Origin of the sequence: Streptococcus sp. SGI.013, assembly GCF_050315295.1 — a bacterium.
Classification (GTDB): Bacteria; Bacillota; Bacilli; order Lactobacillales; family Streptococcaceae; genus Streptococcus; species Streptococcus porcorum.
Genome location: NZ_JBNPOS010000015.1, coordinates 1 through 12,394 on the forward strand (window position 1 = coordinate 1; position 12,394 = coordinate 12,394).

The following is a 12,394-nucleotide window of genomic DNA, read 5'->3' on the forward strand; positions in this document are numbered from 1 at the left end:
TTCGACTTTTTTTTGAAAAATTTTTCAAAAAAAGCTTGCAAAATCTTTTTGATGTGATATACTTAACCAGTAAACAAAAAAGATTAACCAGTTAAGAAAAGAGGGGTTTCATGAAAAAGAAATGGTTACTTGGTCTAGGGTTAGCATCTGCATTGGCTTTAGGGACAGCAGTGAGTCCAGCTCAAACTGTTCAAGCAGATGATAAAATCGATGTGGTGACAACTTTCTATCCAATGTATGAATTTACAAAGAACATTGTTGGTGATGAGGGAAATGTCGATTTACTTATTAAGGCAGGAACAGAGGTACATGATTTCCAACCATCCACCAAAGACATTGCGAAAATTCAAGAAGCAGATGCATTTGTCTATGATGATGATAGTATGGAGACTTGGGTATCCAAGGTAAAAAAATCCATTGATAGTAAGAATACGACTATTATTGAAGCCACAGGTGATATGATTTTAGCACCAGGTATTGCGGAAGAAGAGCATGATCATGAAGAAGGAGATGGTCACACCCATGAGTATGATCCACATCTTTGGTTATCTCCAGAGCGTTCGATTGAACTTGTGGAAAATATTCGTGATGATTTAACAAAAGCTTTTCCAGAAAAAGCAGATGAATTTAAAGAAAATGCAGCAGCCTACATCAAGAAATTAGAAGCTTTAGATCAAGAGTACGATAAGGCCTTATCTAAAGCTAAACAAACCTCATTTGTTACTCAGCATGCTGCCTTTGGCTACTTGGCTCTTGATTATGGTTTAAATCAGATTTCCATTACAGGTGTTTCAGCCGAATCAGAACCCTCAGCGAAACGTTTGGCGACTTTGACAAAATATATCAAAGAATATGATATTAAATATATTTATTTTGAAGAGAATGCTTCTAAAAAAGTTGCAGACACCTTGGCTAGTGCTGCGGGGGTTAAAACAGCAGTATTAAATCCGCTTGAAAGTTTAACAAGTCAACAAATGAAGGCAGGAGAAGATTATTTCTCAGTCATGCGCCAAAACTTAAAGAACTTGCAATTAACGACCAATGTGTCAGGGAAAGAAATACAATCAGAAGAAGATACCAGTAAGACCGTTTATAACGGGTATTTTGAAGATAAGGATGTTAAAAAACGTACCTTGGCAGATTGGTCAGGTGAGTGGCAGTCGGTTTATCCTTATCTAGAAGACGGTACACTTGATCCTGTCTGGGATTATAAGGCTAAGTCTAAAAAAGATATGACTGCAGAAGAGTATAAAGCTTACTATACGACAGGTTATAAGACGGATGTCAGCAACATTACGATTGACGGTAAAAAAAATACAATGACCTTTACGCAAAATGGAAAAACCTATCAGTACACCTATAAGTATGTGGGTTATGAAATTTTAACTTATAAAAAAGGTAATCGTGGTGTTCGCTATTTATTTGAAGCAACTGACAAAAATGCTGGTCAGTTCAAATACGTTCAATTTAGTGACCATGCTATTTCCCCACAAGATTCAGGACATTTCCATATCTACTTTGGTGGAGAGAGTCAAGAAAAACTATTGGAAGAAATGGAAAATTGGCCAACCTATTACCCAGCAGATATGACGGGGCATGAAATTGCACAAGAGATTGTAGCACACTAAGTAAGGTGGTTTTCTAATCAACTGAAAGAAATATTTTTATCCATAAAAAAACTAGAGTTTAAAATCTTAGGGGCTTAAACTCTAGTTTTTTTAGCTGATATTTTTATGATTTTTTAATAAAAAAGGAGTATAATAAAAGAAAATAACACCATTATTGCATATTAGCTTTTAAAAGAAAGGATGGAAGAAGTATGGCAACACAAGATCAATTTTTTACACACGATATTTCAAAAGACAACTCGCATTTTTCCACCTTGAAGACGATTGTTGAGACTGCTTTTTATGGCAACAATGTGACGCATTTAAAAGAACTTGGTGAGGTTTACCAGTTGGCAAAAAAATCACCATCAACAATTGTGTTAGATATGCCAGTCACCTATCCTGAGAAACTACACTTACCTGATGAAGCGAAAATTTTAGTTCATAATGGTGGTGCTGTGACAGGTCGAACAGCAAAAGCGAGGCGTATTTTAGGAAGGAACTTACAAGAAGACCAACAGATTCTGCCTAAGATTCGAGAGGCGATTTATCAAGCCAGTTTAAAACCCTATTATGCCTCAGAAGCCTTAGTAGGACTAGATGAAGATTTTATGGTCCGTGCTCACTTGATGTTACCCAAAGAAGAAGTTGCCAACCTCTATTCTTGGCTTTTAAATTTTCAAGCCTTTACCGAGGTGTATTACCAGCGATATTTAGCTTCAAAACCACTAGATGAAAATGATATTTATATCTTTTTTGATCCCACTTGGAAAGATGAAGCCTACCCAGATGGTCTAGCTTATTTTGATACATTGCATAATACTGCTGTTATTTTAGGATTGAATTATTTTGGCGAAATCAAAAAAGGAACGCTGACCTTAGCTTGGGCAACTGCTGCTAGACATGACTACGTTGCCTGTCACGGTGGTTTAAAGATTTTTAAAAAAGCAGAGCAAAAGCCCTATGTTGCTTCCTTTTTTGGTTTATCTGGCTCAGGAAAATCGACGTTAACCCATGCTAAACATGATGGAAAGTACGCTATTCAAGTTTTGCATGATGATGCCTTTATTATTTCAACAAAAAATGGCTCTTCCATAGCTTTAGAGTCCTCTTATTTTGACAAAACCAATGATTATCCAGCAGGACATCCCGAGCAAGATTATTTTGTTACCGTACAAAATTGTGGTGTGACTTTAAATCATGAAGGCAAAAAAGTCTTGGTAACAGAAGATATTAGAAATGGTAATGGTCGAACAGTTAAATCACGTTACGCCACTCCAAATCGGGTAGATAAGATAGAAGAGGCGATTGATGCTATTTTTTGGATTATGAAAGATGATTCGCTCCCTCCGATTCTTAAAGTTGATAATAGTTCACTTTCTTCTACCTTGGGTTGTACCCTGATGACAAAACGTTCTAATGCTGAAAATGGCGTTAGAGATTTGAGTCAATTGGTTATTGAACCTTATGCCAATCCTTTTAGAGTCTATCCTTTAGTAGAAGATTTTAAAAAATTTCAAGAATTATTCGATTCTGGTGTGGACTGTTATATTGTCAATACTGGAAATTATCTGGGAAAAAGTATTCCAAAAGAAGTCACCCTTGCTGCGATTGAAAAAATAGTAGAGGGAGTAGGGAATTTTACTCCTTTTGGTGAGCTATCTGGCTGCTCTTATCTAGAATTGCAGGAATATCCCTTAGCACCCTTTGATGCTTCTTATCGTCAATTGCTAAAAGATAGAATGCAACTTAGACTGGATTTTTTGTTAAATTTTAACCATAAAAACGATCAAAATCCCATTCCAGTTGATGCGATCTACTACCTTCAAGAAGTCATTGACAGGTTGTAAAATAGCAGTTAATCGCAATTTAACTATTAGGAATCTTTTCCAGTTTTATAGGTTGCAATTCAAGTCTCTTCATGGCTTTCGCCATACTCATTGTAGTTTGCTTTTTGAAGCTGGGGCAAGTATAAAAGAAGTCCAAGAGAGATTGGGGCATGAGGATATTAAAACAACAATGAATATATATGCGCATGTGACAGAAAATGTAAAGGAAAAAACGGCTGAAAAGTTTGCCCAATTTTTAGGCGTTTAACCTCAACCGTTACTTTTTCCGTTACTTTTATAAAACAAAAGCCATTCCTACATGATAGGAATGGCTTAAAATCAACGTTTCTAGCAATTTTAAAGCGCTGATTATTTGAGACCGTATTTTTTGTTGAAACGATCCACACGTCCGTCTGCTTGTGTGAATTTTTGACGTCCTGTGTAGAATGGGTGTGAGTCTGATGAAATCTCAACACGGATAAGTGGGTAAGTTTCACCTTCAAATTCTACAGTTTCTTTAGTTGCTTTTGTTGAGCCACTAAGGAATTGGTAACCAGTAGTTGTATCAAGGAATACTACTGGACGGTAATCTGGATGGATGTCTTTTTTCATCTTTAAAAAATTTCCTTTCTGCCATAGCTCTTTTTGAGCCATAGTTAATTAACTATTCTAGTTTAGCAAATCTCAGCTCTCTTGACAAGTCTTTTGATAAATTTTTTCAGATTTGTTTAAAAAATTACTTGATTTTAGTAAGCTGGGGAGAAAGGGGGGACTTTATGATAAAGAGAGTGGATGGTTATGAGATTAGACCTTTGTCGGTATCTGATGTCACAGGCTATTATGAAGAAGGGTTTAATCCTATAGATCCAAAGCTTGTCTATTTTATAGGTGGATAAAAAGAATTTTCTAAAGAGGAGATAACATCTTATGTAGAAAAAGTGACACAGGCAGATGACCGCTATGATTTTGTGATTTTAAATCCAGATGGAAAAATCATTGGTGAGGTTGTATTAAATGAAATAGAGGATTAGCCTAGGCGGGCTAATTTCAGAATTTTATTATTTTTTCTAAAAGATCGTCATCATGGAATTGGTATCTGGGCGACGCAAGTTGCTATTCAGTTTGCTTTTGAAGAATTACAGTTGCATCGGTTATCTCTTGAGGTATTTTCTTATAACAAAGTAGCTCAAAGGCTTTACCAAAAGGTTGGCTTTAGAGAGGAAGGGCGCTTACGTCACGCTATTATGCACGGTGAGTCTTACGCAGATATTATTCTGATGTCTATTTTGGAAAACGAACATAACAAAGTAAAAAGCATTTAGGTTTTAGCCTAAATGCTTTTTGACATCAAAAGATCTTTTAATTCTTGGTAGATTTGATCATTTTCCTCCAAGGAATAGGAATTAGCACCACTCGCTAAGGGGTGTCCACCGCCGTCGTGACGCTTGGCGATGCCATTGATAATGGCAGATTTACTACGTAGACGTACACGGAAGTGCCCGTCAGCTTGTTCTACAAAAATAGCCCAAGCTTCTACATTATCAATACGTCCAGGTGCTCCGACGATAGCCGAAGTTTCAGCATCTGTTAACCCTTGTTCCTTCATAAAGGACTGTGTTAAGATAACACGCGCAACACCACTGTCATCCACTTCAAGATGATCGTAAACATAGCCTTGTAATTTAGCAATCTTATAAGGGAAAGAATCCATTTGTCTTGCTAGGGCAGAAAAATCAAAATCATACTGGCGTAGTTGACTTGCAATGGACATGGTTTTAGCAGTAGTTGAGGGATATAAGAATCTACCAGTGTCTCCAATAATACCCGCATATAATAACCGAGCAGCTTGGGCATTTAGAGAGAGCCCTGTTGAAAAAGCAAAATCTGTGATAATCTCACTAGCACTAGAAGCAGATGTATCTACATGGCAAATGTCTCCATAAACATCGTCATTAGGGTGATGATCAATCTTGATGAGGAATGCCCCAGTTGTATAACGGTTATCATCAATGCGAGGTTGATTAGCAGTATCAGTTACAATAACTAAAGCATCAGCATAATCTTCGTCTGAAACCTTATCCATTTGTGTTAACCAAGTCAGTGTAGGTTCGTCAAATCCTACAGCCTTAACGGTTTTAGTTGGAAAGTTATGCTGGATAATTTCTTTTAGTCCCACCTGACTTCCTAGAGCATCTGGATCAGGACGCATATGGCGATGAATGATGATGGTGTCATAAGTTTTAATTTTTTCTAAAATATTTTGAAAGATTGGCATAGTTACCTCACACATTTGTTTTAACCATTATAACACAGATACATAAAAAGAGATTTTCAAGTGATTGAAAACCTCTTTTTATTTATTTAATTTCTTTGTAATTGGCATTTAGCCCACGTTGAACAGCAGGACGTTGCGCAATTTTTTCGGTCCATGCTTGCAAATGTTTATAACTTTTGACGTCCAAGAAAATCCCTGCTTTATCCCAGATGTTATCTTGAGCTAAACGGCCATACCAAGACCAAATAGCGATATCAGCAATGCTATAGTCTTCTCCAGCTATATAAGGTTTTTTAGCTAATTCTTTATCTAATAAATCTAGTTGGCGTTTGGCTTCCATAGCAAAGCGGTTAATAGGATACTCTAGTTTTTCAGGGGCATAGTGAAAGAAGTGCCCAAACCCACCGCCTAAAAAGGGAGCGGCACCTGTTTGCCAAAAGAGCCAATTAAGAACTTCTGTTTTTTCAGTTAATGTTTCTGGAAGAAGAACCTGAAATTTTTCTGCTAAGTAGAGTAAAATGGAGGACGATTCAAAAACTCTAGTATGTGATTCTTGATCAAGCAGTGCAGGTATTTTTGAGTTAGGATTAATGGAGACAAAATCTGATCCAAACTGATCCCCTTCCCCAATTGCAATCTTGTAAAGATCATAATCAGCCTTCAAACCAAGTTCTTTTAATTCTTCTAGCATAATAGTAGCTTTAATACCGTTAGGAGTACCGAGGGAATAAAGTTGAAAAGTTTTTTCTCCCTTTGGTAAATGTTGTTCAAAACGACTTCCAGCAGTAGGTTGGTTGAGACCGCCCCACGCTCCTCCCATTTGACTAGGATTTTCCCAAATATCTGGTAATGTATAAGATGTCATATTTTTCTCCTTTATCTCATCGTGAAATGTCAAAAGAATAGCATAAACTGACTTGAATTTCAAGAGAAATATGATAAGATAGAAAAAATCTTAAATATAAGGAGAGGGATGTGGATTACTTTGAATTACAAAAATTGGCGAAGGCAGAGCTCCATTGTCACTTAGATGGCTCAATATCAATGCAGACAATCCGTCAGCTAGCAGATTTAGCTATGATTGATTTACCTGAAAACGACGAGGAGTTAAAATCATTGATCACAGCGCCTGAAACAATTGAGTCGTTGATGGATTATTTAAAAACTTTTGATTTTATTCGTCCCTTATTACAAAGTAAAGAGGCTTTAAGTTTAGCAGCTTATGACGTGGCAAAGCAAGCGGCCATGGAAAATGTGATTTATCTTGAAGTACGGTTTGCTCCAGAGCTGTCCATGGATAAAGGTCTGAGTGCATCTGACACAGTTGAGGCGGTATTAGATGGCTTAAAAAAGGCAGAGCAAGATTTTGGGATTGTGGCAAGAGCATTAGTTTGTGGATTAAAACAGTCAGACCCTTCTCTAACATTGGATATTTTTGAAAATATCATTCACCTGGCAAAGAAAGGTTTGGTGGGGTTTGACTTTGCCGGTAATGAGGCAGATTTTCCCACAGAGACGCTATCAAACCTTATCCAACAAACTCAGAATTTAGGTCTGCCAATGACCTTCCATTCGGGAGAGTGTGGTTGTGTTTCTAATATTTTAACAGGAATGGAGTTAGGGATTAGACGATTTGGACATAGTACAGCTCTAGTAAAAGATCCAGATGCCATTGCTAAATTTGTAAAAGCGGGGGCAACTGCTGAGATGTGTTTAACCAGTAATTTACAAACAAAAGCGGCAAAAACAATAGATGATTTCCCTTATTTCCCCTTATACCAAGCAGGTGCTAACATTACCATCAATACGGACAATCGCACTGTTTCTGATACTAATCTCACAAAAGAATATGAACTGTGGAATAAGTATTTTGGCACTCAAAAAAAGGACTTTTATCAGTTCAATCAAGCTGCGATTAATGCAAGTTTTGCAAGTGAGAGAGAAAAAGAACTGCTACTAAGTAAACTCGAAAAAGCCTATCTGGTGTCAGGAAATGAGTTGGAATAATCAAAAAATTATGCTACAATAAAACCAATTAAATTTTGGAGGACCTTATGGCTTTAGCAAAAATTGTATATGCTAGCATGACAGGTAACACAGAAGAAATTGCAGATATTGTCGCCGATAAACTTCGTGAGTTGGGCGTAGATGTAGATGTAGATGAGTGTACAACTGTCGACGCTGATGAATTTCAAGATGTAGATATTGCTGTTGTGGCAAGTTATACATATGGTGATGGTGACCTTCCTGATGAAATCGTTGATTTTTATGAGGATCTAAAGGACCTTGACTTGACAGGTAAGGTTTATGGAGTTGTTGGCTCAGGTGATACTTTCTATGATTATTTTTGTAAGTCGGTAGATGACTTTGATCTAGCCTTTGCGGGTACAGGTGCTACTAAAGGAGCTGATTCTGTTAAAGTTGATTTAGCAGCAGAAGACGATGACATTGCTAAATTAGAAGCATTCGCAGAGTCTTTATTGACCAAATTACCATAACTCGTTGAGATTGAAGGTATTTTAAATTATCAGATGATCACAAGAGTGGTTGGTTTAAATGGATTAAATGGGGAGGGGTTAAGGATAGTTCTCAGAAAGTGAAGAGTGTCCCGCCCCTCTTTTTTCTATGGATAAAGGGTAATATGAAAGCGTTGTTTAACGAACTAAAACGAAAAGAAAAATTAAATTGGCGGTTAAGCTTAGTAGGAGTAGGGGGCATTCTTGTCTTGCTCTATCTTTTAATGGTGCGTTATCAGGATGATTTCATCTTTTTACTACGCCTAGGAGAAAGCCCTAGTCATTTAGAGCAGATGTTTAGAGCTCCGACTCCACTTGATTACCTTTTATTACTCAGTTTAACAGCTTTAATGTCTGCTGTGCCATTTATCTCTAGTTCCGTTATTTGCATTGCAAATGGTTTAATTTTTGGACCTATTATTGGACTAGTTGTTAATATATTTGGTGGTATGCTTGGCAACTTCCTAAGTTTGCAGATTTTAAAACAGACGCATTTAGCACAAAATAGCAGAAGGTTAGGGCATGTTGTGGATGATTTATCTCATTTTAAAAATCCAGTATTGGGTTTGAGCTTGGGCTACATGGTTCCAGTTATTCCAACCTTTTTGGTGAATTACACGGCTATTGAGCTGAAGCTATCTCGTAAAGAAATCTTAAGTGCAATATTTCTTGGTATGCTACCAGCATCAGCTTTATATGCTTATGGCGGGAATGCTCTATTTAAAGGCAATAAAGAACAACTCTTAGCCATCATTGGTATTGTGGTGGCCTTTGCTTTATTGTATCAGTTGATTAGAAATAAAAGAATGAAAAAGGGGTAAGAAATGAATTTAGAACAGACACGTCAGATGATCGATCAAGTGGATAAGGAACTTGTAGCTTTGTTAGAAAAACGAATGGACCTTGTTCAAGAAGTGGTGGCTTATAAAAAAGCAAATCAGATGCCAATTCTAGATCAATCTAGAGAAGAAGCAGTATTAAATAAGATTGCTAAGCTGGTTACTAATAAGGAATATGAAGCTTGTTTACTTGGAACGTTTTCAGACATAATGAAACATTCAAGGGACTTTCAAGCTGATAAATTAAAGTGATGAAGCAAATTAGGTTACTGTTACATGTATTTATCCTAGCTGGCTTAGCAGGAGTTTTACGTTATTTTTTAGTGAGCTTGTTTCCAGGTATTCTCTCTCTAGCTATTATTAACTTTGTTGGAATTTTCCTGTTGGTTTTCTTTGTAAAGACTCTGTTACCCTTAAAAAATTGGAGTGAGGAAAGTTTAACTGCTTTAGGAGTTGGATTTTTGGGTGGCTTCACGACGATTGCTAGTCCTCTTCTCGATCTTGTGCAGTTTTTATTGGATAAAAATTATATGACATTTTTGTGGTATGCAACACTCTATATCGTCGGAGGAATTGGCGTAGCCTTTTTTGCGCACTACTGTGCTAGGAGATATTTGGAGTCGAAAAAATGGAAGTAGTGTTACTGGCTCTTGCCTGCGGTATTGGAGCTGTTGTACGATATTACCTTAGTCTGATAAATCCTAAATTTTCTATCCCTTTAGGGACCTTGTTAGCTAATTTATTAGCGGCTTTTTTGATAGGGTATTTTTCAAAACACCTTTCTAATACTATCTGGAGAACAATTTTAGTAACAGGTTTTTTAGGAGGTTTAGGAACTTATTCTACCTTGAATTATGAATTGTTCGCTCTCTTTAATCGTAAGTATCATTTTATCTTTTATTGTAGTTTAACGTACATTTTAGGGTTAGCTTTTGTTTTTTTAGGAATTTTACTTTAAATAACTTTACAAGTGAAGAAGAATTTGCTAAGATATTAAGAGTGTGTAATGGACACACAAAAAACGGCTAATCCGCTGGGACGAGAGGCTCTCAAGATTGGTAAGAGAAGGAGAAAAAATAAATGAATCCATTAATTCAAAGTTTGACTGAAGGTCAACTTCGTACTGATATCCCATCATTCCGTCCTGGTGACACTGTTCGTGTTCATGCGAAAGTTGTCGAAGGAACTCGTGAACGTATCCAGATTTTTGAAGGTGTTGTTATTTCACGTAAAGGTCAAGGGATCTCAGAGATGTACACTGTTCGTAAAATCTCTAGCGGTGTAGGTGTTGAGCGTACATTCCCAATCCACACACCACGTGTTGACAAAATTGAAGTTATCCGTTACGGTAAAGTTCGTCGTGCTAAACTTTATTACTTACGCGCATTGCAAGGTAAAGCTGCACGTATCAAAGAAATTCGTCGTTAATAGTCTTATATCTAGACGTACACTAAAAAGCTCTTTAATAAAGGAGCTTTTTAGTGTACGTTTATTTTTATAGATTAATAGTATATTATTTTATTATTGAAATAAACTTAGTAAGTTAGAAGTATTTTTATGAATTGTTTTTTATTGAGTTAAAAAGGTGGCTAGGTTATAATGTTGGTAAAGTTGCTCAAAGCAAATATGGAGGTTATCTGATGAAAAAGAAGAAGTGCCTATTAGCATTTGTCCTGCTTACAATTTTGTCAAGTCTGTGTTTAGTTTTTCTTTTTAGTAAAAATAAGGATTTAAAAGTATCTGGATATGACTATGATCAAGTAACAATTAATTTTATTCATACAATTGGAGAAGATGCAAAAGCTATTGCAGATGCATATGGTTTGTATCCTTCAGTGATGATTGCGCAAGCAGTTTTAGAGTCTCAAAGTGGGCAACCTAGTTTATCAGCGAATTATAATAATCTTTTTGGGATTAAAGGTGCTTATAATGGTGCCAGTGTTACCATGCAGACTTGGGAAGATGATGGAGAAGGAAATGCCTATACGATTGATGCAGCCTTTCGGTCTTATCCTAGTGTGTCAGAGTCATTGGAAGATTATGCCGTTCTCCTCACAAGTTCATCTTATTATACTGATACTTGGCGTGTTAATACTGCATCTTATCAAGATGCAACAGCAGCTTTAACAGGAACTTATGCAACAGATACACAATATGGTGAAAAATTAAATATGTTGATAGAATATTATGGTTTGACAGTCTATGATAATCTTTCTTAAGATGAGTTGGCTACAGAGTGAAAGAGAGGTAATGGAAATTGAAAAAAGATAATATTCCTAATGTGATGTCTAATTTACGGCAAGAGATTGTTCGTGTCCCAGAAATCATTAAAACTTGTTCTGGGATTAGAATATATGGTAGAAGGATTCGCTCGATTTTATTTTCAACAGATGTTTCAATCATAGCTAATCATGATGCAGATGCTGTTTTGGCAGTTTATCCGTTTACCCCGCATCCTGCCATTTTGAAAAGTATAATGATGGTTGCTTCTGTCCCTGTGTTTTCTGGTGTTGGTGGAGGATTAACAAATGGAACACGTTCAGCTAATATGAGTTTATTAGCTGAATCAGAAGGTGCTTATGCTGTTGTTTTAAATGGGCCAACAAATGTAGAAACCATTGAAAAAGTGAATCAAATGATCGATATTCCAATTATTTATACAGTCTTATCTGATCAGATTGATTTAACATCACGTATTGAGGCTGGAGTGGATATATTAAACATCAGTTGTGGTGCCGAGACGGCTAGAGTTGTGAAAAAAATACGTCAGCTCTATCCTGATTTTCCTATTATTGCAACAGGAGGACCTAGTGAAGAAAGTATTTTAAGTGTTATTCAAGCAGGAGCGAATGCAGTGACCTACACAGCACCAACTAGTAGCGAGCTATTTAAAGAGAAAATGAAAACCTATCGAAATGGAAAAAATTAGGGTAGCTTAATTTTTCCTTGAAAAAAATACTCGTCTAAGGTAGAATGGAGGAAGTAGATTTTTTGTTCCCTTAGTTAAATGGATATAACACCTTCCTCCTAAGAAGTAGTTGCTGGTTCGATTCCGGCAGGGAATATAAATAATGAACAAAAACCCTTTGAAATAAGGGTTTTTGTTGTTTTACTCGTCTAAAAGGGGCGATGAGCGATTTTAGTTGTTGCTTGATTGATGAGCTATTTTAGGTTGACGGTAACATGTGAATAGATAGCTAGTGTTGTTTTTTATGTTCAACACGTTCCATAATAGTTTAAAGGAACACTATTTTCTGTTAGCTTGGATAAGCTTTTCTCTGGCTATTAACAAGTATAACATTGGTGTCAGTATGATAGTAGGAGGTTG

The 12,394-nt window shown here is 36.5% G+C and carries 15 protein-coding genes, 1 tRNA gene and 1 pseudogene; 14 read left to right on the forward strand and 3 right to left on the reverse strand.

Going from position 1 to position 12,394, the window contains the following annotated elements:
- Positions 1 to 110: 110 nt before the first annotated feature.
- The 3 genes and pseudogenes from ACQRDX_RS05345 to ACQRDX_RS05355 form a co-directional block, all read left to right on the forward strand.
- Entirely contained in the window at positions 111 to 1,628 is a 1,518-nt protein-coding gene (locus ACQRDX_RS05345) for a zinc ABC transporter substrate-binding protein AdcA (RefSeq protein ID WP_354368342.1), read from the forward strand.
- Between the two features lie 191 nt (positions 1,629 to 1,819).
- Positions 1,820 to 3,457, forward strand: coding sequence for a phosphoenolpyruvate carboxykinase (ATP) (locus ACQRDX_RS05350; protein ID WP_427895220.1), 1,638 nt, complete (start codon positions 1,820 to 1,822; stop codon positions 3,455 to 3,457).
- Between the two features lie 34 nt (positions 3,458 to 3,491).
- A pseudogene (locus ACQRDX_RS05355) lies at positions 3,492 to 3,704 on the forward strand (tyrosine-type recombinase/integrase); the annotation flags it as partial.
- Between the two features lie 101 nt (positions 3,705 to 3,805).
- Here ACQRDX_RS05355 and ACQRDX_RS05360 read toward each other — a convergent pair.
- Complete coding sequence (locus ACQRDX_RS05360) at positions 3,806 to 4,048, reverse strand: type B 50S ribosomal protein L31 (protein WP_354368346.1); 243 nt, start codon at positions 4,046 to 4,048, stop codon at positions 3,806 to 3,808.
- Between the two features lie 440 nt (positions 4,049 to 4,488).
- Here ACQRDX_RS05360 and ACQRDX_RS05365 point away from each other — a divergent pair, with 440 nt between their 5' ends.
- The gene (locus ACQRDX_RS05365; protein ID WP_427895224.1) at positions 4,489 to 4,758 is read left to right on the forward strand and encodes a GNAT family N-acetyltransferase; all 270 of its coding nucleotides are present in this window, start codon (positions 4,489 to 4,491) and stop codon (positions 4,756 to 4,758) included.
- A gap of 8 nt (positions 4,759 to 4,766) precedes the next feature.
- Here ACQRDX_RS05365 and ACQRDX_RS05370 read toward each other — a convergent pair whose 3' ends face one another.
- Positions 4,767 to 5,711 (reverse strand): DHH family phosphoesterase, encoded by a 945-nt coding sequence (locus ACQRDX_RS05370; RefSeq protein WP_427895218.1) that lies wholly within the window; start codon positions 5,709 to 5,711, stop codon positions 4,767 to 4,769.
- An 82-nt stretch (positions 5,712 to 5,793) separates the two neighbouring features.
- On the reverse strand, positions 5,794 to 6,576 hold the full coding sequence (gene yghU / locus ACQRDX_RS05375) for a glutathione-dependent disulfide-bond oxidoreductase (RefSeq protein ID WP_427895216.1): 783 nt from the start codon (positions 6,574 to 6,576) through the stop codon (positions 5,794 to 5,796).
- Between the two features lie 110 nt (positions 6,577 to 6,686).
- On the opposite strand from yghU, the gene add reads away from it, so the two are divergent.
- The 10 genes from add (at position 6,687) to ACQRDX_RS05425 (ending at position 12,131) form a co-directional block, all read left to right on the forward strand.
- Positions 6,687 to 7,718, forward strand: a complete 1,032-nt coding sequence (add, locus tag ACQRDX_RS05380) for an adenosine deaminase (protein ID WP_427895214.1) — start codon at positions 6,687 to 6,689, stop codon at positions 7,716 to 7,718.
- A 47-nt stretch (positions 7,719 to 7,765) separates the two neighbouring features.
- Positions 7,766 to 8,209 (forward strand): flavodoxin, encoded by a 444-nt coding sequence (locus ACQRDX_RS05385; RefSeq protein ID WP_427895212.1) that lies wholly within the window; start codon positions 7,766 to 7,768, stop codon positions 8,207 to 8,209.
- A 143-nt stretch (positions 8,210 to 8,352) separates the two neighbouring features.
- The gene (locus ACQRDX_RS05390; protein ID WP_427895210.1) at positions 8,353 to 9,048 is read left to right on the forward strand and encodes a TVP38/TMEM64 family protein; all 696 of its coding nucleotides are present in this window, start codon (positions 8,353 to 8,355) and stop codon (positions 9,046 to 9,048) included.
- Between the two features lie 3 nt (positions 9,049 to 9,051).
- Positions 9,052 to 9,318, forward strand: coding sequence for a chorismate mutase (locus tag ACQRDX_RS05395; protein WP_427895208.1), 267 nt, complete (start codon positions 9,052 to 9,054; stop codon positions 9,316 to 9,318).
- Positions 9,318 to 9,704 carry a fluoride efflux transporter FluC gene (locus tag ACQRDX_RS05400; RefSeq protein WP_427895206.1) on the forward strand — a complete coding sequence of 129 codons (387 nt, stop codon included), beginning with the start codon at positions 9,318 to 9,320 and terminating at the stop codon, positions 9,702 to 9,704. Before ACQRDX_RS05395 ends, ACQRDX_RS05400 begins: the two co-directional genes overlap by 1 nt.
- Positions 9,695 to 10,024, forward strand: coding sequence for a fluoride efflux transporter CrcB (gene crcB / locus ACQRDX_RS05405; protein ID WP_427895204.1), 330 nt, complete (start codon positions 9,695 to 9,697; stop codon positions 10,022 to 10,024). Before ACQRDX_RS05400 ends, crcB begins: the two co-directional genes overlap by 10 nt.
- Before the next feature lie 122 nt (positions 10,025 to 10,146).
- Complete coding sequence (gene rplS, locus ACQRDX_RS05410) at positions 10,147 to 10,494, forward strand: 50S ribosomal protein L19 (RefSeq protein WP_354368367.1); 348 nt, start codon at positions 10,147 to 10,149, stop codon at positions 10,492 to 10,494.
- Positions 10,495 to 10,706: 212 nt separating this feature from the next.
- Positions 10,707 to 11,285 (forward strand): glucosaminidase domain-containing protein, encoded by a 579-nt coding sequence (locus ACQRDX_RS05415; RefSeq protein WP_427895202.1) that lies wholly within the window; start codon positions 10,707 to 10,709, stop codon positions 11,283 to 11,285.
- A gap of 65 nt (positions 11,286 to 11,350) precedes the next feature.
- On the forward strand, positions 11,351 to 11,995 hold the full coding sequence (locus tag ACQRDX_RS05420) for a hydrolase (RefSeq protein WP_427895222.1): 645 nt from the start codon (positions 11,351 to 11,353) through the stop codon (positions 11,993 to 11,995).
- A gap of 64 nt (positions 11,996 to 12,059) precedes the next feature.
- Positions 12,060 to 12,131 (forward strand) — tRNA-Arg (locus ACQRDX_RS05425).
- Positions 12,132 to 12,394: the final 263 nt, after the last annotated feature.